Source organism: Bradyrhizobium ganzhouense (assembly GCF_049949285.1).
Lineage (GTDB): Bacteria > Pseudomonadota > Alphaproteobacteria > Rhizobiales > Xanthobacteraceae > Bradyrhizobium > Bradyrhizobium ganzhouense.
Map to the genome: position 1 here is coordinate 7,744,722 of NZ_CP181318.1, position 19,200 is coordinate 7,763,921.

At 61.8% G+C, this 19,200-nt stretch carries 17 protein-coding genes and 4 pseudogenes; 5 read left to right on the top strand and 16 right to left on the bottom strand.

Features of this window, described 5'->3' with window-relative positions; all coding sequences use genetic code 11:
* Window positions 1-231 precede the first annotated feature (231 nt).
* Window positions 232-417 (top strand): hypothetical protein, encoded by a 186-nt coding sequence (locus ACLFLU_RS36025; RefSeq protein WP_426409412.1) that lies wholly within the window; start codon window positions 232-234, stop codon window positions 415-417.
* 199 nt (window positions 418-616) lie between these two features.
* Here ACLFLU_RS36025 and ccoS read toward each other — a convergent pair.
* The 12 genes and pseudogenes from ccoS to ACLFLU_RS36085 all read right to left on the bottom strand — a co-directional run.
* Window positions 617-763, bottom strand: a pseudogene (ccoS, locus tag ACLFLU_RS36030) (cbb3-type cytochrome oxidase assembly protein CcoS); the annotation flags it as partial.
* Complete coding sequence (locus tag ACLFLU_RS36035; protein ID WP_426409413.1) at window positions 763-2,949, bottom strand: heavy metal translocating P-type ATPase; 2,187 nt, start codon at window positions 2,947-2,949, stop codon at window positions 763-765. The pseudogene ccoS and the gene ACLFLU_RS36035, both read right to left, overlap by 1 nt.
* Window positions 2,950-2,961: 12 nt before the next feature.
* Window positions 2,962-3,462: a FixH family protein gene (locus tag ACLFLU_RS36040; RefSeq protein WP_426409414.1), complete on the bottom strand. Its 501-nt coding sequence runs from the start codon at window positions 3,460-3,462 to the stop codon at window positions 2,962-2,964.
* A gap of 18 nt (window positions 3,463-3,480) precedes the next feature.
* A complete protein-coding gene (gene ccoG / locus ACLFLU_RS36045; protein WP_426414145.1) occupies window positions 3,481-4,941 on the bottom strand; it encodes a cytochrome c oxidase accessory protein CcoG in 1,461 nt (486 codons plus the stop codon).
* A gap of 80 nt (window positions 4,942-5,021) precedes the next feature.
* Window positions 5,022-5,894: a cytochrome-c oxidase, cbb3-type subunit III gene (gene ccoP, locus ACLFLU_RS36050; protein WP_426409415.1), complete on the bottom strand. Its 873-nt coding sequence runs from the start codon at window positions 5,892-5,894 to the stop codon at window positions 5,022-5,024.
* A 3-nt stretch (window positions 5,895-5,897) separates the two neighbouring features.
* Complete coding sequence (locus ACLFLU_RS36055; protein ID WP_426409416.1) at window positions 5,898-6,062, bottom strand: cbb3-type cytochrome c oxidase subunit 3; 165 nt, start codon at window positions 6,060-6,062, stop codon at window positions 5,898-5,900.
* A 12-nt stretch (window positions 6,063-6,074) separates the two neighbouring features.
* On the bottom strand, window positions 6,075-6,809 hold the full coding sequence (gene ccoO / locus ACLFLU_RS36060) for a cytochrome-c oxidase, cbb3-type subunit II (RefSeq protein ID WP_426409417.1): 735 nt from the start codon (window positions 6,807-6,809) through the stop codon (window positions 6,075-6,077).
* Window positions 6,810-6,817: 8 nt separating this feature from the next.
* On the bottom strand, window positions 6,818-8,443 hold the full coding sequence (gene ccoN, locus ACLFLU_RS36065; protein ID WP_426414146.1) for a cytochrome-c oxidase, cbb3-type subunit I: 1,626 nt from the start codon (window positions 8,441-8,443) through the stop codon (window positions 6,818-6,820).
* A gap of 90 nt (window positions 8,444-8,533) precedes the next feature.
* Window positions 8,534-8,983, bottom strand: a complete 450-nt coding sequence (locus ACLFLU_RS36070) for a hypothetical protein (protein WP_426409418.1) — start codon at window positions 8,981-8,983, stop codon at window positions 8,534-8,536.
* A 70-nt stretch (window positions 8,984-9,053) separates the two neighbouring features.
* Window positions 9,054-10,388 carry an oxygen-independent coproporphyrinogen III oxidase gene (gene hemN, locus ACLFLU_RS36075; RefSeq protein WP_426409419.1) on the bottom strand — a complete coding sequence of 445 codons (1,335 nt, stop codon included), beginning with the start codon at window positions 10,386-10,388 and terminating at the stop codon, window positions 9,054-9,056.
* Window positions 10,389-10,403: 15 nt separating this feature from the next.
* The gene (locus ACLFLU_RS36080) at window positions 10,404-10,631 is read right to left on the bottom strand and encodes a hypothetical protein (protein WP_426409420.1); all 228 of its coding nucleotides are present in this window, start codon (window positions 10,629-10,631) and stop codon (window positions 10,404-10,406) included.
* Window positions 10,632-10,693: 62 nt separating this feature from the next.
* The gene (locus ACLFLU_RS36085) at window positions 10,694-11,122 is read right to left on the bottom strand and encodes a hypothetical protein (protein WP_426409421.1); all 429 of its coding nucleotides are present in this window, start codon (window positions 11,120-11,122) and stop codon (window positions 10,694-10,696) included.
* Window positions 11,123-11,458: 336 nt separating this feature from the next.
* On the opposite strand from ACLFLU_RS36085, the gene ACLFLU_RS36090 reads away from it, so the two are divergent.
* Together ACLFLU_RS36090 and ACLFLU_RS36095 are read left to right on the top strand one after the other, a co-directional pair.
* Window positions 11,459-11,977 carry an IS66 family transposase zinc-finger binding domain-containing protein gene (locus ACLFLU_RS36090; RefSeq protein WP_426409422.1) on the top strand — a complete coding sequence of 173 codons (519 nt, stop codon included), beginning with the start codon at window positions 11,459-11,461 and terminating at the stop codon, window positions 11,975-11,977.
* A gap of 11 nt (window positions 11,978-11,988) precedes the next feature.
* Window positions 11,989-12,468: pseudogene (locus ACLFLU_RS36095) on the top strand (IS66 family transposase).
* Between the two features lie 360 nt (window positions 12,469-12,828).
* On the opposite strand, the gene ACLFLU_RS36100 reads toward ACLFLU_RS36095, so the two are convergent.
* Window positions 12,829-14,415, bottom strand: a complete 1,587-nt coding sequence (locus ACLFLU_RS36100) for a hypothetical protein (protein WP_426409423.1) — start codon at window positions 14,413-14,415, stop codon at window positions 12,829-12,831.
* Between the two features lie 809 nt (window positions 14,416-15,224).
* Between ACLFLU_RS36100 and ACLFLU_RS36105 the strand changes: the two are divergent.
* Window positions 15,225-15,573 (top strand): annotated as a pseudogene (locus ACLFLU_RS36105) (DDE-type integrase/transposase/recombinase); the annotation flags it as partial.
* On the opposite strand, the pseudogene ACLFLU_RS36110 reads toward ACLFLU_RS36105, so the two are convergent.
* Window positions 15,574-15,948 (bottom strand): annotated as a pseudogene (locus ACLFLU_RS36110) (helix-turn-helix domain-containing protein); the annotation flags it as partial. It abuts the pseudogene before it with no gap.
* Window positions 15,949-16,001: 53 nt separating this feature from the next.
* Between ACLFLU_RS36110 and ACLFLU_RS36115 the strand changes: the two are divergent.
* A complete protein-coding gene (locus ACLFLU_RS36115; protein ID WP_426409424.1) occupies window positions 16,002-16,250 on the top strand; it encodes a LexA family protein in 249 nt (82 codons plus the stop codon).
* Between the two features lie 438 nt (window positions 16,251-16,688).
* Here the strand turns inward: ACLFLU_RS36115 and fixJ are convergent, their stop codons facing one another.
* Both fixJ and ACLFLU_RS36125 read right to left on the bottom strand, forming a co-directional pair.
* Window positions 16,689-17,297 (bottom strand): response regulator FixJ, encoded by a 609-nt coding sequence (gene fixJ / locus ACLFLU_RS36120; protein ID WP_270172969.1) that lies wholly within the window; start codon window positions 17,295-17,297, stop codon window positions 16,689-16,691.
* Window positions 17,287-18,729: a PAS domain S-box protein gene (locus ACLFLU_RS36125; RefSeq protein WP_426409425.1), complete on the bottom strand. Its 1,443-nt coding sequence runs from the start codon at window positions 18,727-18,729 to the stop codon at window positions 17,287-17,289. The genes fixJ and ACLFLU_RS36125 overlap by 11 nt, the downstream gene beginning before the upstream one ends.
* Between the last annotated feature and the right edge of the window lie 471 nt (window positions 18,730-19,200).

Consider the following 19,200-nt stretch of genomic DNA (forward strand, 5'->3'; position numbering starts at 1 on the left):
GAAACTCCGGTTTCGATCGTCGGTGACGGCAGTCTGCCCGCTTCCCCGGGTTTCGAAACTCGTGTTATTCCCCTAAGTATAAATCCGGAGGCACCTGCAATTTTTCGGTTGCGTGGCGGATCGAGCGACCCTTGACGCAGCTCAAGGCGGCCTCACGCATGTCTGCGCTACCATCGCCCGCCATTCATCAGGATGGCGGAAAACGCAGCCATGATCCGACTCAGAGCATATTTGTCGCGCCTGCTGCGCAATGAATGGCGCGAAATCGCCAATGCGCCCCTCGATCGAGAGATTGAGCTTGCCATCATTGACCGCGGTACCACCGTGTGCGGCGGCTCATGGCTGCGTCACCGCGACGGTTGGCTCGATGCCGAAACGCTGAGGCAGGTCGATGTCACTGCCACGCACTGGCGCTAAAGGCGGCCGGTAGCGCCGCCGATCAGCTGCTGTTGATAGGTGGGCGGTAATCGCTGAGCGGTGGCGATCCTCCCATTTGTCGAACCCCGCTCGGTTCGCCGCGCAGGCGTCCTGATGGACGGTGCTGATGGCCTTCGCCCGGGTCGTGATCGCGTTGCTGATGCTTGGCGCTCGCCGGGTGCGCCGAGGTGGAGGATGTCTCAGACGGCTCATCGTCGGCGATCGCCCGCCAGGCGGCGCCATCGAGATCGTCATACTGGCCGTTCCTGAGCGACCAGAGAAAGGCCGCAAGGCCGAGCCCGCCAAGCGCGATCGCAAGCGGCACCAGATAGAGCAGGACTTCCATCAGGCAGTTTCCCTCTGCCGGCGCGCGCGCAAGGCGTTGAACATGACGAGCAGCGATGAGCCGGACATCGCTGCCGCGGCGATCAGCGGCGTCACCAGGCCTGCCATGGCCACAGGCACGGCGAGCGCGTTGTAGATCACCGCCAGCCAGAGGTTCTGCCGCATCAGCCGCAGCGCCTGGCGCGAAACCCCGATTGCGGCTTCCACGGGTGCAAGCCGCTCACCGAGAAACACGGCATCGGCGACCGACTGACTCAGATGCGTCGCGGTGACCGGCGACATCGAGGCATGGGCGGCTGCCAGCGCCGGCGCATCATTCAGGCCGTCCCCGACCATCAGCACCTTGTGGCCGAGGCGCTTGAGATCGTCGATGCGCGCAATCTTGTCGACCGGCGTCACCTCGGCGCGCCATCGCTGAATGCCGAGCGCCTCGGCAGCCGCCCTCACGGCCGGCTCCCGGTCGCCGGAAAGCATCTCGACGATCAGACCCAGCCGATGCAGTGCAGAAACGATCTTCGCCGCGTCGGGACGGATCCGCTGCCTGACCGCGAAGACATGGCAGGTCTCACCATGCCGGAACGCAACGACGGATGCCTCGGGATCGCTCTGGAGGATTTGGTCGGCCGCCTTGTCCGCGCCGCACCAGGACGGACGCCCGAGCTTGATGTCAACACCATCGACCACGCCAAATACACCCTGCCCCGGCTCCTCTTCGATGCCTGGCAGCGGCGTTTGGGCGCCGGCCGCACGTGCCACGGCGGCAGCGACGGGGTGGCGGCTCGACAGCGCCAGGCGGCCCGCAAGACCGAAGACATTTGGAGGGATCGCCGCAGCATTCGCAACGTCGAGCTCGGGCAAGGTCAATGTGCCGGTCTTGTCGAAGATCACGCGATCGACCTCGGCGATCCGCTCGATCGCGTCACCCGCATTGAGCAATACGCCCGAGCCGAACAAGGCGCCGGAAGCGACCGTCTGCACGGCCGGAATGGCGAGGCCGAGCGCGCAGGGACAGGTGATAATGAGGACCGCAATCGCCGTCACGATCGAATCGTGGAGCGTGGCGCCTGCGATGAGCCAGCCGATCATCGTCAGCAGTGCAGTGGCGTGGACGAGCGGGGCATAGAGCCTCGAGGCACGTTCGGCAAGGCGCAGATAGCGCGAACGCGATTGCAGGGCATTCTCCAGCAGCCGCGATATTTCAGACAGAAGCGTTGCTTCGGAGGCCGCCGAGACGCGGACACGCAACGCGCCCGACCGCACCAGCGTTCCCGCATAGACCGCGCTTCCCGCTATTACCGTCGTCGGCACTGTCTCGCCGGTGATCAGGCTTTGGTCGATCTGGGAGCGGCCGCTGATGACGTTGCCGTCGACGGCCGAACGCTCGCCAGGACGGAGCAGCACGATGTCGCCGGGGCGGATCGCGGCGACGGGGACCGTGCGGATCTCCTCATCGCTGACGAACTTGGTCGCGGTCTCCGCCTTCAGCGCGGCAAGATTGCCGGCAAAGGCGCGGGTGCGCCGTCGCATGTTCTGGTCGAGATAGCGACCTGCCAGCAGGAACGCGATCAGCATGATCGCCGCGTCGAAATAGGCGTGCTCGGCATGCATGGCCGTTTCGAACAACGACATCGCCAGCGCCAGGACGATGCCGACCGAGATCGGCACGTCCATGTTGACATTGCGGGCGCGGAGCGCCGCCCAGGCCGAGGAAAAGAACGGCTGGGCCGAATAGGCCGCGGCCGGCAACACGATCAGCGCCGAGAGCCAGAGGAAGAAGTCGCGCTGCTCGCCCAGCATGTCACTGAGATTTCCGGACCAGACCGGCACCGACAGCATCATCACGTTCATCGCCGCGAAAGCGGCAACACCCAGGCGCCGCAGCAACGCACTTGCGCGCTCGGCCTCCCGTGTCTCGGCGTCGGCGCGCTCGAACGGATAGGCCCTGTAACCGAGCTCGGCAAGACGAACGACGAATAGCGCGGGATCCACCGCGCCCGCCTTCCACTCCAGCGCCAGGCGCCGATCGGTCAGATTGACTCGCGCCAAGGTGACATCCGGGATCTGCGATAAGTTGCGCTCGATCTTGGCCATGCAGGCGGCGCAACGGATGCCGTCGACTGCGAGATCGAGGCGCAGATTCGAGCCGGACTTCTTCAGGAAGTGCGAAAAATCGATCGTCGACTGCATTGCAGCGCTCCGTCAGTTCAGGACCACACGATTGCGCGACAGGAACAGGCGCTTTCCGTCCCGGTCGGCCTCGATCACCAGCTCCCACTGTCCCGCTGCAACGCCGTGCGCGATGCCGCGGTAGCTGCCGCCACCGCCCTCGATCATCTCGAGCAACTGGTCCGCTCTGCGATCAGTGGGACGCTCGAGCCGGCCGAAGACCGACAATCCGGCAAGCGGCGCGCCGTCCTGCGCCGTTGCATCCAGATTCAGCCGCGCCGTCCCGTCGGCCTGGCGCTCGATATGCGCATCGACTTTCCAATCGCGCCCGTTCTGCTGATGCGCAGCCTGGATTTCCTTCTGATAAGCCAGGCTCGCGCTATAGGCGCTGTCGACGTCGGTCCCCGGCAGCGTGGCGATGGCAAGCCGCATCATCACCGTGTTGACGCCGATCACGACGGCAAAGAAAGAAACCACGGCGATCAGGACGAAGCGCCCGGTGATTGGCCGTATGGCGGATGAAGACGTTGTCATGTCCGGTTTCCTCTAATCTCAGGGCGTCACAAAATGATCGGTGGCGGAGGCAACCTCGCCGAGCCCGATGTCGGTGATGCGGAATTTGACCGGCTGGGTCTTCTCCACTTTCTCGTCGAAAGGTGCAGTCACCAGCACGCGCAACTCGGTGGTGGCATCACGCGCGAGGACGATCATCGGCCGCTCGGGCGTGACGGAGTCGACGCCGACGATATGGATTTGCGCATTGGCGGGCCCGTCGACATCGACGGCAATCACGCGATCAAAGCCGCGCTTGTTGAGGAAGCGCAGCGTATAGCCGTTGCGGATCGCGCCATCGCTGAGCTTGACCGCCACGGGGTTACGGTCGTGCAGCACGTTGACGTCCAGCAGCGAGCGCGTCAGCAGCGTATGCAGCATCACCGCGCAAACCAGGGAGATCAACGACGCATAGACCACCGTCCGGGCACGGATCGGCTTGAAGACTTCCGTCTTGCCGGATGTCCGGCGCTGAACATTGATGTCGTTGTCGTAGCCGATCAGCCGCATCGGCCGGCCGATCCTCTTCATCACGTTATCGCAGGCATCGATGCAGAGGCCGCACTGGATGCAGCCGAGCTGCGCGCCGTTGCGGACATCGATGCCGGTCGGGCAGACCGCGACGCACTGCTTGCAATCGATGCACTCACCGATCTTCTCGCCCAGCGCGCGCAGGTCTCTTCCCTTCTTCATCGAACAACGCGGCTCGCCGCGGTCGTATTTGTAGGTGACGTTGAGCGCCCACTCATCGGTGAGCGCGGCCTGGATGCGCGGCCATGGGCACATGTAGAGACAGACCTGCTCCCGTGCGTGGCCGGCCAGGAGATAGGTGGACGCCGTCAGAATGCCGATCCAGATGTAGGCGATCGCCGGCGCCTGGAAGGTGGCGAGATCCCTCACCAGCGTCGGTGCATCCGAGAAATAGAGGACCCATGCGCCGCCGGTCCACCAGGCGATGATCAGCCAGATCGCCTGCTTCAACGCGCGCCGCGCCAGGCGCTTGGCAGTCAGCGGACCGGCATCGGTTTTGATTCGCTCGCGGCGGTCGCCCTCGGTCCAGCGCTCCACCGCGTAGAACAGGTCGGTCCACACCGTCTGCGGACAGAGGTAGCCGCACCAGATGCGGCCGCCGAGCGCATTCATCAGAAACAAGGTGAAGGCAGCGAGGATCAACAGCCCGGTGAGGTAGTAGATCTCCTGCGGCCACAGCTCGATGAAGAAGAAATAGAAGCGCTGGTTTGGAAAATCGATCAGCACGGCCTGGTCCGGCGCGCCGAGGCCGCGATCCCAGCGCACCAACGGTAGCAGGTAATAGACGCCGAGGCAGAGCGCCATCAGCCCCCATTTGAGTCGCCGGAAGGTGCCGGAAACCCGCTGGGGATAGATTTTCTTCTGTGGTGCATAGAGCGGCAGATCATCATCGCCGCCCATCAGCACCTTCGGCGTGACGTTCTTGGTCATCGGAAGGCCCATCAAAATCCCCCGATAAGGCTCCATTACCGCTTCACCTGGGTGAACCGCTCAAACCTCGCCCGGCATTGCTATTTGCCGCCGCCCAGCGAGTGGACGTAGACTGCGAGCGCCCTGGTCGTGACCAGGTCCAGCCGTCCGCTCCAGGCGGGCATGACGCCGGCGCGGCCCTTGGTGATCGTCTCCACAAGGGTGGACTCGTCCGAGCCATAGAGCCAGATCTGGTCGGTCAGGTTCGGCGCGCCGAACTCCTGATTGCCCTTGCCCTCCTCGCCGTGACAGCTCACGCAGTTCTCGGCAAAGATCGTCTTGCCGGCGGCCGGGTCATAGCCGGCCGCGGTCGAAAGTCCCGAGAGAGAGCGCACGTAATTGGCAACCGTGACGATCTCGTCCTTCTTCAGGATGCCATCGCGCCCGAAGGCGAGCATCTGGCCTTCATGCGCCTTCGCGTTCCCGGATCGCGCGCCGAACTGGATGGTCTGCATGATCTGGACGAGCGTGCCGCCCCAGAGCCAGTCGTCGTCGTTCAGATTTGGATAGCCCTTCGCGCCGGCGGCGCCGCTACCGTGACAGGGCGCACAATTGTCGCCGAACACCGCCTTGCCCCGCGCCCGCGCCAAGGCCAGGAGGGCCGGGTCCTTCTCGATGTCGGCAAGAGACGCGGTGCCAAGCGCCTTCATCTTTTCGCCGCGCAAAGCTTCGAGTTGGGCGAGATTCGCGGTAACGGCGGCGCGATTGGTGGTGTGCAGGACACCGGTCGTATAGCCGCTCACCAGTGGCCACGCCGGATAGATCAGCCAATAGCCGAAGGCCCAGATGATGGTGGCGTAGAAGGTCAGCACCCACCAGCGGGGAAGCGGCGTGTTCAGCTCCTTGATGCCGTCCCATTCGTGGCCCGTGGTCGACCGGCCGGACACGCGGTCGATGTCGTTGTGCGCGCTCATCTGTCAATCCTCCCGCAGCGGCATTTTCGCCGCGGCATCGAACGGCACCTTGTTGCGGGGACGCAGCGCGTGAAAGACGATGGCAAGGAAGATGCCGACGAAGATCGGCGTCCAGAAATTGAGCACGAACTGCAACACCAGGTTGTCAACGGAGACAATCGCCTTCATCACAAATCACCTTCACCGCAGATTGGCTTTTTCGTCATAGAGCTTGAAGTCGACCAGCGTCCCCAGCATCTGCAGGTAAGCGACCAGCGCATCGAGTTCGGTGGGTTCGCCAGCCTTGCCGTCGAAGTTGCGGACAACCGCATTTGGATAGCGCCTCTGGAACGCTTCGGCATCCGCACCATCGGGATCGAGCTGAGCCTTGACGTCGGCTTTGGCATTGGCGATCTGGTCGTCGGTATAGGGTACGCCGATCGCGCGGCTGGTCCGCAGATGCGCGGCGACGTCCTCAAGCTCGAGTTCGGTCGCAGCCAGCGATGGATACCCCGGCATCACCGATTGCGGCACGATCGCCCGCGGATTGATCAGGTGCCGGACATGCCAATCATCGGAATATTTGGCGCCGACGCGGGCGAGATCGGGCCCGGTCCGCTTCGATCCCCACTGGAAGGGGTGATCGTACATGCTCTCGGCGGCCAGCGAGTAGTGGCCGTAGCGCTCCACTTCGTCGCGCAATGGGCGGATCATCTGCGAATGACAGAGATAGCAACCCTCACGGACATAGATGTTGCGCCCGGCAAGCTCGAGCGGCGTGTAGGGACGAACGCCGTCGACCACCTCGATCGTGCTCTTGAGATAGAACAGCGGCGTGATTTCGACGAGACCGCCGATGGCGATGACCACGAGGATTCCACCGATCAGGATGGTCGCGTTCTTCTCGAAGATCTTGTGTCGATTCCAGAAGGACATGGGATGACCTATTCGGCAGGCTGGAGCCGTCCGGCGGCTCGTGCCCCCTCGGCTTCGCCGGCCCTGACAGTCATCCAGAGATTGAAGGCCATGATCAGCGCGCCGATCAGGAACAACGCGCCCCCGGCTGCACGGATGATGTAGAAGGGATGCATGGCCTCGACGGTCTCGATAAAGGAATATTCGAGGAAGCCGAGCGAGGTGTAGGCGCGCCACATCAGACCCTGCAGGATTCCGGACACCCACATGGCGGAAATGTAGAGCACGATGCCGATGGTGGCGATCCAGAAGTGCCAGTTGACCAGCTTCAGGCTGTAGAGTCCGTTGCGATTCCACGCCCACGGCACCAGGCAGTAGAGCGCGCCGAAGGAGACGAAGCCAACCCAGCCGAGCGCGCCGGAATGCACGTGGCCGATGGTCCAGTCGGTGTAGTGGCTGAGCGAGTTGACGACCTTGATCGCCATCATCGGGCCTTCGAACGTCGACATGCCGTAAAAGGCGACGGAGACGACGAGCATGCGCAGCACCGGATCGGTGCGCAGCTTGTCCCAGGCGCCGGACAAGGTCATGAGCCCGTTAATCATGCCGCCCCAGGAGGGCATCCACAGCATGATCGAAAAGGTCATGCCCAGCGTCTGCGCCCAGTCAGGCAGCGCGGTATAGTGCAGATGGTGCGGGCCGGCCCAGATGTAGAGGAAGATCAGCGCCCAGAAATGGATGATGGAAAGCCGATAGGAATAGATCGGCCGCTCGGCGCGCTTCGGGATGAAATAGTACATGATCGCAAGGAAGCCGGCGGTGAGAAAGAAGCCGACCGCGTTATGGCCGTACCACCATTGGAACATCGCATCCTGCACGCCGCCCCAGGCGACATACGACTTCGAGCCGAAGACAGATACCGGCAGCGCCGGATTATTGCCGAGATGGAGCACGGCAATCGTGACGATGAACGCCAGGTAGAACCAGTTGGCGACGAAGATGTGCGGTTCCTTGCGCTTGACCAGCGTCATCAGGAACACCAGCAGATAAGTCACCCAAACGATTGTCAGCCACAGATCGGCGTACCACTCGGGCTCCGCATATTCCTTGGATTGCGTGACGCCGAGCAGATAGCCGGTGCCGGCGATCAGGATAAAGAAGTTGTAGCCGAGCACGACGAACCAGGGCGCAAGATCGCCGGCAAGCCGCGTGCGGCAGGTCTTCTGCACGACGTAGAACGAGGTCGCGATCAGGACGTTGCCGCCGAAGGCGAAGATCACGGCCGACGTGTGCAGCGGACGCAGGCGGCCGAAGGTGGTCCAGGGCAAATCGAGATTAAGCGCGGGCCATGCCAGTTGCGAGGCGATGATCAGCCCGACGGCAAAGCCGGCAATGCCCCAGAACATCGCCGCCACCGATGCGAACTTGATCGGACCCATGTTGTAGTTGGGACGCCCGTTGATCTCCTGCGGGGGCAGTTTGGCCGGGCGATCATAGTAGCGGTTGAGGATCGCAAACGCAGCCGCGATGCTGGCGGCGCATCCAAGCGAGGCGTGAAAGGCGAACGGGGCGTCATGCGCGAATCCCGCACCGATCAGGCACAGGAATGCGAGCACCGCAAACAGCGGCCACAACACCGTTTCTCCGATCGTCATCGATTTTGCGCCAGCGGAGACGTTCGTCATGGTGCGACATCCTCGATGAGTGGATCAGGGAGGCACGCGCGGCGCCCGGGTTGATCGACATCAATTGCGGGTGGCGGGGGCCGGCAGAACCGGTGGGGCGCACCGCTGCACATCGTCCGCCAACGCCCGCAGCGTCTGCTCATTTGGGCAGTATTTTGCTGGGCTCGCTTGCCGCTCGTGATTCAAGTCCCGGGCGCAGCGCGCCTTGGACGAGCATTGGCAGCACACGCGTCGCAGATCGCGGAGCACGTCACCGCGAGATGCTTCCAGGTCGTCCTCGGCAAGGCCCGCATGGGAGAGGCGTCTGCTCAGGGACTGAAGCGACCCCGAAGGCTTGAAGATCAGCGCAGCGAGCTCCGTCCTGGAAAGATTCAGCTCGCGCGCGATAACCTCGATCTCCCGCTGGTCCAGCCGCTGCAACTCGTTCCTGCGATCCATGACGCCCTTCAAGCAGTCACGGAGATTGCCGAACAGTGTGCTGCACGCGTTGCCGGCCGCTTCAATCAACATTTGACGATTTGTGCCCTTTTTTTTCCGGTGACGTCTTAAATCCACCAAGGGGCTTTGTCGTTGATGCAGATCAAATTGCCTTGCTGAACTGTGCGGCCCGAGAGCATCTATAGGTATCGAAAGTTGCGGCGATGACGCGAACGACGAGCCGGCCGGCGTCCGTTATTGTCAATTTCGCGCCCTCGATCTCGACCAGCCCCTCCGATTGCATCGGTGTCAGCCTCGCCAGTTCATCGCGAAGATCGGCATTTGGCGCGACGTCATCGAGATCGACGGCGAAATCGCACATCAGCCGCTCGATGATTCGCGCGCGCTGTCGGTCGTTTTCATCGCATCGGCACCCCCTGGCAGAGGCGAGTGAGCCGGCAGCGATGGCGCCGACATATCTTGGAACATCCGCGACGTTCTGCACGAAGCCGTCCGCGAAAGTCGATATCGAAGAGGCGCCGAGCCCAAGAAGGACGCCGCTGGCATCCTCGGTATAACCTTGGAAATTGCGATGCAGCTTCCCGCCTGCCGCAGCTCTTGCGAGCGCATCGCCAGGCCTGGCAAAATGATCCATGCCGATTCTCACATAGCCGGCGGAAATCAGCTCCTCGGACATGACCTCGGCCTGCTCGATGCGCTGATCCTGCGACGGCAGCCCGGCTTCGTCGATCCGCCGCTGGTTGGCCTTGAACCGCGGCAGGTGCGCATAGCCGAAACAGGCGATGCGGTCCGGCCCCATCGCCGCAACCGAGGCGCAGGTCTTTCGAACCGAGTCGGCGGTCTGCAGCGGCAGCCCATACATCAGATCGACGTTCAGATTTCTGATTCCGGCCGACCGCAATCGCTCGACGGCCGCCTCGATGACAACGCGTGGCTGAAGGCGGCCGATCGCGGCCTGGACTAAAGGATTGACGTCCTGCACGCCCAGACTTGCACGGCCGACGCCGAGTTCCGCCAGAGCGTCCACGGAGGCGACAGTCACGTGACGTGGATCCAGTTCGATCGCGTGCTCGAGGCCGTTCGCGAACGGGAATTGACGGCGGAGTACGGCGACGACGGATCGCAAGCCGTGAGGTCCGAGAATGCCGGGCGTGCCGCCGCCCCAGTGCAGACGGGCAATTTTGGGCCTCGCCCCGACCAGGCTCGCAACAAGATCGATCTCGGCTTCAAGCGCGCGGCGATAGCCATCGATCACATCGTCACGGACCGCCATCTTGGTGTTGCAGCCGCAGTACAGGCATATCTTTCGGCAATAAGGCACGTGAAGATAGACCGAGACGGCCTGAGGCGCGTTGAGGCCGGCGAGCCAAGTCTCGTGGTCTTTCGCGCCAACCTCAGGCGAGAAATCGGCGGCAGTCGGATAAGACGTATAGCGCGGCACATTGTGGCCCGCATAGCGGCGCACGACGGGGTTCAAGACACATCGACCTTGCTAGGAAGCCCGGGCCCGCTCCAGCGCGGCCGGCGCCCGGAATTCGACGGCATCCGCGAAGATCGTCCAGTCGTGGACGTGCCTCTGCCTGCAGAAGTCCGCTTCCGATCGTCGCACCGCTTCCGTCAGGGACGGAGCGTCGATGGTGAACGCCGCCTGGCAAGCACGATGCTCGTGCCCAGTGTCGTCGCAGACGGTCTTGATGAAGCGCACCTCAAATAAGGGCATTATGTTCTCCTATTTGCCGACATGTCGCTCAGAACCGGAGCGAAGTCCTTGAGCAAGATCAATCAGACATCGCGCCCGATCGCCCATCCCACTGCAACAACGGCAAAGCCGATGATCAGGATGACAGCAACGAAACTCACAACGGGACCAAGACCCCAGCCTTCATTTGCAACTGATAACCCAACATCAAGCGTCGGGAACTGCCCGGAAAGCTCGCGGGTTAAACCATGGCTCCACCTCGCCTGTCGACTGCAGCCGGCTCCGGGTCCAACTCGTTCACTGTGTTGCATGACGGACCCGATCGGCCGAGACGCTGAAGGCGCGACGCGGCTTGTCTTCACTTCTCGGATGGCTCCGACCGAACCATCCAGCCGTCCATAAGTGGACAGCCCGAAGACGCCATAAGGCGAGCAAAAGAGAAAGGGCGCGGTCGCCAGCCGATTGGCGGCGATAAAGGCCGTAAGACATAGGCCTTCGAACGCAAGGTCCATTCTTAGGCGATCGCGGCAAAGCCGACTACGGCGTGGACCACTTCCAATATTTGGGGCATGTCCCGCCTCCCGGTTTCGCTAAGAGATCCTTAGCCCGGGGGAACGGTCGGCGCGTTGATCTCAATCAACTGTCGCTATCACTTGATCCAGTTCAAGGAGCGGTCGCGCCATCGCTGGATGATCGCGCAATCAAACCCGCGACCGCGAAGAGGCTGTCTTGTACGAATGTCTCAAGGAGACGGTTCAGCATGAACGCGTGTTTCACCCAAGCCCTGTGCCGCGGCCGGCCGTTGTCGGCTGAGAGGCGAGGATTTCGCTGGAGCCGATGGCGAACGCATGTATCGTTTTGTCATGGCGATTCGTCCCGAAGCTCTCCCGACTGACGCAGCGGCTCTGACCGAGATGGTGCTCGCGCTCGACGCCGAGAATGAGATGCGGCGCGTGGCGATGCAGACGCTCAAGGAGATGATCTTCGGCAAGCGTTCGGAGCGGCTTGCGGCAATCGTCGCCGAGCAACTCGCGCTCGAGCTGGACGATCTCGCGACCGGCGCCACGCCGCCTCTGTCTGCGAACGACGATGCCCCTGCGACGAAGCCGCTCGGCAAGCCGCGCAAGAAGGCGAGGCGCAACATCGGCGCGCTGCCCAAGCACTTGCCGCGCTACGAGCAGGTGCTCGAGCCGGACGCGACGGCGTGCCCGTGCTGCGACGGCGGTCTGCACAAGATCGGCGAAGACGTGAGCGAGGTGCTGGACGTGATCCCGGCGCTCTGCGGGTGCTGCGCACGATCCGTCCCAAATATGCCTGCCGCGGCTGCACCGACGGCGTGGTACAGGCGAAGGTGCTGCCGCGGCTGATCGAGGGCGGCATGGCCTCGACGGCGCTGGTGACCCACGTGGTGGTGTCGAAGTTCGCCTGGTATCTGCCGCTGTATCGGCAGGTGCAGATGCTGGCCGGCCAGGGCATTCATCTCGACCGCGCGACGCTCGCCGGCTGGGTGAAGCGTGCCGCATGGTGGCTCGAGAGCCTCTATCAGTTGCAACTCAAGACGATCCAGGCCTCGCCGCGGCTGTTCAGCGACGAGACGCCGATGCCCGGTGCTTGATCCTGGGCGACATCGCACCCGCATCTGCCAGTTCTGGGCGCATGCGATCGATGATCGCCCACGGGGCGGCCCGTCGCCGCCGGCGGTCGCCTATGTGTTCGCCGACGGCCGCGGCACCGACAAGATTGCCGTGCAATTGACGGCTTTTCCGGCATTCTGCAGGTCGACGGCTATGCCGCCTACAAGGCGCTGGCGCGCAATCATGGCGGCGCGATCCAGCTGGCTTTTTGTCTGGCGCACTGACGCAAGTTCGTCGAGGTGTACAAGACGATGCAGTCGCCATTCGCTCATGAAGTGATCGAACGCCTGCAGGCGGTCTAGCCGAACAGCGGCTTGCGGCCCGCCGCACGCAACTTGTCAAATGGTGCGCGGACCGAACGTTCCGACGTGACGAGCGGGACGAAGAAGTACTGTTTGCTGGGTCCATTTCACCAACTTACGAATCGCCCTCGGTCATCGATCCCGTGCACAATTTGGCACTTGGCCAAACCATGCTTGGCACCTACGAGGAGTATGACTCCACGCTCCATGTCATTGATATTCTTTGATATTCTTTTGGACGATTAAGCCTCAGAATTCAGCCGCTGCGTCGGACGGACACCATCAACCAAGTTGCCGGGCGAAACGCTCCGCCCACAGAAAACGCACCAAGGCACTCGTCGCAGAAAATTCGCGCGTTGCTATTACCTTGTTCAGAAGCGTCATAACCGAATCTGGCGAAACCAAGCCTAAGTCCGCCAATGCGCAAGACTTTAGCTGGCATGCAAGTGAGTCCGCCCGCGCGGAAATCGCCCTTGGCAATACAAGCTCGAAACTCTCCTTCTTATAGTCTCGCGGAAACATCTCAAGGCCGTTACGGACACGCATGCAAAGACGGAGCATCTGCTTGTTTGCTCGAAGTTCGAGCGGTAGGGTCGCTGAAAAGTTGATCAATCGCGGATCGCCTAGCGGGGTCACTGGCCAAAGTCCTCGCATCGCGAGAGGTCGAGCATGACACAGTTTCCCTATAAGAGTCGTTGACGCGATGACGCCAGGAGGCGCGCTAAATAGGAAAGACGAACGCGCGGCATCAAGGCCGCGTCTCGTTAGCAAGGCTTCCGCATGTCCAACGGCGATATCGAAGCAACGTGACGACGGAGACCTTGCTTCACCATCCTCGCCAGAGTAGCGAAAGAAGAGCTCATCTCCTCCTATACCGGACCAGATTATCTCGCAACCCGCGTCACGAAACCTACCCCAAAGTGCGTCGAACGCCTCAAGGTAATATTCCGAAACAAGTGGCAGGTGGTGGATTAAGTCGAGATTCAGATCAATCGCCGGCATGTAGGCGTTCATTTCGATCGCGTAGTCGCGGCAATTCAGTGCGGCCACAATACTATTTCGTCTATCAGTCTGGTTGGGGCTACTCTCATCACCCAGTAGTATGCCCCCACATGTTAACGATCCGACGCCCTCGCCGACAGCGATCGCGACGGAAGCGGAATCCATTCCTCCGCTCAATTCCACCGCACTTGCACCACAGTTGGTTGGTCGAGAAACGACAACCTCATGCAGCAATTGATGAAACTCACGAATCGCATCGGTGGTCGTTAACCCAGCGTGCGCATCAGGTAGTGATCGTCTTGGGCCGCAATCAAACAGTGTGTCCGACGTGTCGACGTATAAACTCGCGCCAACTGTTAGTAGGTTAACGCCGAGGCAGGCTTGCCGTGCAGAGTAGAACGTTCTCATCGCCAGATGATGCGCGATCACTTCGGTGTCAAGCGCGCGCGATTCACGCAAGAAATCAGCAAAGTCCCAGGAAAGCGTCACCGAGCGAATGCGTTCCTCAACGGTGAAATAGATCGGCAGGCTCCCCAATTGGCCAGCTCGCACACGGAGCCGGCCGCCGCTGCGGGCCGCCTCGACGATAATGAAGTCGAGAGGCCAATTCAGGCTCTCCTGATAGCACTGGCGAAAGTGATCGGCAGAGACGTTAGCGGCGACAGCAATCGGGGCGCTCAAGTGAGCTTCCGATCGCAGGCGCTCTCGCGTGACGACGAACCATTGTTCAGACGTCTTGAGGAGAAAGCTCTCGAGACTCTGATGATGGAAAGGGTGAATATAGCTGTCGCCAATTGATATTGAAGAGCCATTGGCCACAGGATCAAAGAGTTCAAGGTCGCGTATCCTCAGGCAGGCCTTGAGCATTGTTTTATAACTCGTCCGCCCCTCGTCTGAGGGGCGGCGCCAAGTAGGCATAATCCGATAGACTCAGGTGAGATAGCCGGCATAAGCGCTGTCATTCGGGAGAGAGCCCTTGGGCCACTTAATAGTCGGAGGTGCCACTGCCGGAAGTGGAAGGTCCGCTGGCATGGGCCGGGACCGCTCCTGAAGGAGCGCTTTGGCGTTAGTCATGTGATACTCCCTTTAACAAGGATTTGAGACGCTAGTGCGCATGTCGTCCGGACACGTTCTGCGGAAGCAATGGCTTGATGTTGTGGCCGACCCCGTCAGTGTGAACTCTCACATGTGACGCTCGGCGACACAACCTATCAAAATCGCCAGGTCCCCATTCGGACGTGCCGGCCGCCGTCCATCCGAGCTGATGCGCCTCCACGTGCGGCGCGACGATCAAAGTGACAGTGCGTATTGCCGCACATATCGATGCTCCCGAGTGTGATGGGTTGCCTCATCTATTTTGCTCCCGGCTAGGGTTGAGGAGGAGGCTGGGTACGGAGATGGCCGGGGTTTCGGAGCGCCCGGCCTCCACCGCTGGCACTTGGCACATCGTCGGGTTGTCGTGAGCTCATGCCCCGGCGGCGTTTTCTCCGTAGGAATCGGACGACTTCTCCTCAGTTAATGCGCCTTTATAGAGGAGGCTAAGCACGTACCGTGCCAAAGGAGAAATCGTTCTCTGTCAATATGCTAGCCCTAATACTGCTATTTCACTCGTCCGATATTGTCGGGCATCTAACGTACTTGCGTTATCCACTCCGATTGGATTCGCTAGCTCCGTTCGCAGCCACAAAAGACATCTCGACGAAGTCCTTATCTCGATTCCGGCGAACAACATTGGTTCTGGCGCGCTGTCGACCAGAATGGCCTCGTTCTCGACGTCGTGATCAAGCGCCGACGAGATTCGCGCGCGGCGCAGCGGCTCATGAAGAAGCTCTGCAGGGGCGAAAATCACCTTTTACGTCCGCAGCACAACTCTCTCAACAATCGGGGTCCGAGAATTCTCATCAGCCGGCCTGGCGACGCGATCGGATCATGACGCGTTCAAATCGCAGCGTCAGTCTCAACGGTTCCGTCAGTTCACGATCGGGTCGTGAACTTTCCCACATCCCCTGTCCTGGATCCGTCACTGTCGGTGAGTTTGACCTTCGCGCCTGCCAGCAGCTTGAGCGTCCAGCGCGCACGGCCCTTTGGGGGACTGGCACAGGCGGTCGCCACCAGCAAGGCTTCTTCCTTGCCGGTGAGTTTGCGCTTCGCTCCGGGGCACGGCTCTTCGCTCAGCGCCCGCTCCAGATTGCCTTCCACGAAGCGTCGCTTGGTCCGATATCCGGTCGAGCCGCTTACGCCAACGCTCCTTGCGACCTCCTCGTCGCTGGTCCCGGCATCGGCGGCCAGCAAAATCTGCGCTCGCTTGAGCTTGCGGGACGCCTGCTTGCCGCCGCTGAGCAGCGCCCTCAGTTCGGTGCGCTCGATTTGGCTGAGTTCGACCCGATAGCGTACATTCATGGCGTGCCGACCTCGTTCGAGGCACGCACGAACAACTGAATCGGATGGCCGGCTTGAGTCCTTCGTCAAAACCCTTCACGCCCACGCAGGGGCAGTATCTGGCTTTTATCCACCTCTATACCCGGCTGCATCGCAGGCCCCCGGCCGAGACCGACATGCAGGAATATTTCCGCGTCAGCCCGCCTTCGGTTCACCAGATGGTGCTGACGCTGGAACGCGTCGGCCTCATCAGACGGCAGCCAAGGACGCCTCGCAGCATCGAGGTCCTCATTGATCCGAAACTCCTGCCGGAGCTAATCTGACCGCCGGACCCAACCTGTCAAAATCACTGTGCAGAGCCACTAGGCGGGATCGTCTCGAAAGCCGATGCATTGAAGGCTTTGTTCCCAGTCAAGCGGCATCCTGCCGCACGACGTGACATGATGGGTACGGCCATCGACGAGATCATGTTGCACCACATCATGAGGGTCCGAGGAGATTGCAGCGCGTGCTGCAGCTGATGGAAAAGCGGAATGATGTCGCTGTGTCACTGGCGGAGGCCGCCAACTGAGACGGCCCTACTTTTCCGTTCCGTTGTTCCGTTCGAGCATCGCCATCTCAACGTGTTCCGCAAGACCCGTCAGATGGCTCGCTAGCCGATCAAACAGATCGCTTGGCCTTGTCGGTCGCAAGGTCCCGGATCAGGGCGCACTCAGCGGCATCTCTGTGAAGCTATTTCGAGATGCCTGGTTGCCCAGCCCTCACAGACCCGCAGCGAGCGCGAGACGCATCAGTTCGGACATGCTGCGCGCCCCCGTCTTCGCCATGAGGTTGGCACGATAGACCTCAACGGTGCGCGGACTGATGCTGAGGTCATGCGCAATGACCTTATTGATTTTGCCTGCCACAAGCCCCTGCAGGACATCCCGCTCGCGCGGTGACAGATCGGCAAGCCGCGCTTCAGCCTCCTTCTTCGCCGAGCTCTCGCTTCCTGCCGCGGGCCGCGCCTCCAGCGCAGAGCGGATTGCCCCCAGCAGCGCGGCATCGTCGAACGGCTTTTCGATGAAATCCGCGGCACCCGCCTTCATCGCCTCCACGGCGAGCGCGACGTCGCCGTGACCCGTGATCAGGATGACCGCGCTGGATGTTCCTTGGCGTTTCAGCTTCCTCACCAGCTCGATGCCGCTTATGCCCGGCATGCGAATATCGGAGACGACGCAGCTCAACGTCCCGGCGCAGGCGCCAGCCAGAAAAGCGTCGGCCGTCTCGTAGACCTGCGACTTGTATCCATTGACGTCGAGCAGGAACGCCAGCGAATCCCGCATCGCAGCGTCATCGTCGATGACGTGAATGACCGTCTTATCGTTCATCGCCCGCCTCCGTTTCGGCGAAGGGCAGCGTAAACTCAAAAATTGTGCCGCCGCCGTCATTGGGGCGCGCCGCGACGCGGCCGCCATGTGCTTCGATGATGGTTCGGCAGATTGAAAGACCGACACCCATGCCGTTTGCCTTGCTGGTGACGAAGGGTTGAAACAGCTTCTCGTCGATCTCCGGCGCGATGCCCACGCCGGTATCAGTGACGGAGAAGAATGCGAACCTGTTTTGGCGGATGACACCGATGGTCAGCTCGCGCCGGCTACTCGTTTCCATCGCCTCGATGCCGTTCCTGATGAGGTTGAGCGCGACTTGCTGAATCTGCACCTTGTCGACGACGATATCGGGAAGATTGTGGTCACAGCGCAGCGAAACGCGCACCCCCTGTTCCCTGGCGCCGACCAGGGCCAGGGCCGCCGCCTCCTCGAGCAGCGTCGCCGGGTTCTCGATGGTGTGCTCGGTCTCGCCTTTGGCGACGAACTCCCGCAGGCGCTTGATGATGTCGCCGGCGCGCAACGCCTGGTCGGCGCTGCGGTCCATGGCCTCGCGCACGCGCTCCTTGTCGACCTCACCTGCCTTCAGCAAGGTCGCGGCACCGCGCAGATAACTTGTGATCGCGGACAATGGCTGATTGAGTTCGTGCGCGAGCGAGGACGCCATCTCGCCCATGGCGGTCAGCCGCGACACGTGCACCAGCTCGGACTGCAATTCCTGCATCCGGCGCTCCTGGGTTCTCCGTTCGGTCAGGTCGCGGACAAAGCCGGTAAAGTATCGCTCGGCGCCGGCCTTGGCCTCGCCCACTGCGAGCTCCATCGGAAACGTCGAGCCATCCTTGCGCTCGCCGACCACGATCCGCCCGATCCCGATGATGCGACGCTCGCCCGTAGAGCGGTAGCGATCGAGATAGCTATCGTGCTCCTGCCGGTACGGCGCGGGCATGAGGATCGAGACATTCTTTCCGATCGCCTCCGCGGCCGACCAGCCGAAGAGGTGCTCGGCTGTGACGCTGAAGGATCGCATGATGCCCCGCTCATCGATCAGAACCATGGCTTCCGGGACGGTATCCAGGATCGACTGGAGCTGCGCCTGCCGATATCGGGCGTCTTCCGTCTCCCGCAACAGCCGGTCGCCCATCACGCCGAGGATGAGCCCCATGACTGCGAAGAACGAGACATCGATCAGGTTCGCCGGGTTGCTGTAAAGGCTCGGTCCCAGGAAGTAGCTGGCGCTCGCAAGACACAACAGAGTGGCGAAGATTGCAGGCCCGCGGCCGCCAGCAAATGCCGCAAAGACCACGACCGGAACATAGATCACGGTGAAGGTCCGATCCTCGAAATAATGATGCAAGGCAAGGCGCACGCAAAATATGGCAGCGACGGCAGCGGCCGCCGCCCCGTAGCGAAGCCAAAATCGGCCTTGTGCTGTCATTCAGTAGCCCGATGCAGAAACGAACGCGCCTTTGCGAGACTGGGACGGTGATCGCCTCATAGCACGACTGGCCGTCTCTTCGGCAAGAGGGGAGCTGGAGCAAACTAGTCTTTCGAAGGCCATGGACGCCAGTGCGTCGGATGGACGACAACCCGCTCACGGGTCGTATCATTGACCCAGCCGCTCGGAGTGCGACGGCAGGCGAAGATCAGCGGATGCACGCGATTGCCTTCGATCACAGCGAGCTCGAGCGCTCGCTCGTACGGGGCAGTCGAAATCCCTTCCCACATTGCTCGCTCGTCCATTGCTTCCATCTCGCAGGGTACCCTCGCCCGCCTGAGGAGCATGCAACGGTCGTGCATCCAGCGCCTTGGCGAGACTTCTACAAAGAGTGCACACTAGCAACGCTTGCCGCCGGGGCATTGACGCAGGTCAAGAACGACGCGCAGCCGTTGTCCGTCAATCCGGCGA

Excerpts from the sequence above, each read along its gene's own strand:
- ACLFLU_RS36040 (WP_426409414.1), bottom strand. The coding sequence starts at position 3,462 with ATGACAACGTCTTCATCCGCCATACGGCCAATCACCGGGCGCTTCGTC.
- ACLFLU_RS36035 (WP_426409413.1), bottom strand. The coding sequence starts at position 2,949 with ATGCAGTCGACGATCGATTTTTCGCACTTCCTGAAGAAGTCCGGCTCG.
- ACLFLU_RS36085 (WP_426409421.1), bottom strand. The coding sequence starts at position 11,122 with ATGGACCTTGCGTTCGAAGGCCTATGTCTTACGGCCTTTATCGCCGCC.
- ccoP (WP_426409415.1), bottom strand. The coding sequence starts at position 5,894 with ATGAGCGCGCACAACGACATCGACCGCGTGTCCGGCCGGTCGACCACG.
- ccoO (WP_426409417.1), bottom strand. The coding sequence starts at position 6,809 with ATGTCCTTCTGGAATCGACACAAGATCTTCGAGAAGAACGCGACCATC.
- ACLFLU_RS36080 (WP_426409420.1), bottom strand. The coding sequence starts at position 10,631 with ATGCCCTTATTTGAGGTGCGCTTCATCAAGACCGTCTGCGACGACACT.
- ACLFLU_RS36055 (WP_426409416.1), bottom strand. The coding sequence starts at position 6,062 with ATGAAGGCGATTGTCTCCGTTGACAACCTGGTGTTGCAGTTCGTGCTC.
- ccoG (WP_426414145.1), bottom strand. The coding sequence starts at position 4,941 with ATGACCAAGAACGTCACGCCGAAGGTGCTGATGGGCGGCGATGATGAT.
- ACLFLU_RS36100 (WP_426409423.1), bottom strand. The coding sequence starts at position 14,415 with ATGCTCAAGGCCTGCCTGAGGATACGCGACCTTGAACTCTTTGATCCT.
- fixJ (WP_270172969.1), bottom strand. The coding sequence starts at position 17,297 with ATGAACGATAAGACGGTCATTCACGTCATCGACGATGACGCTGCGATG.
- ACLFLU_RS36090 (WP_426409422.1), top strand. The coding sequence starts at position 11,459 with ATGTATCGTTTTGTCATGGCGATTCGTCCCGAAGCTCTCCCGACTGAC.
- ACLFLU_RS36125 (WP_426409425.1), bottom strand. The coding sequence starts at position 18,729 with ATGACAGCACAAGGCCGATTTTGGCTTCGCTACGGGGCGGCGGCCGCT.
- ccoN (WP_426414146.1), bottom strand. The coding sequence starts at position 8,443 with ATGACGATCGGAGAAACGGTGTTGTGGCCGCTGTTTGCGGTGCTCGCA.
- ACLFLU_RS36070 (WP_426409418.1), bottom strand. The coding sequence starts at position 8,983 with ATGTTGATTGAAGCGGCCGGCAACGCGTGCAGCACACTGTTCGGCAAT.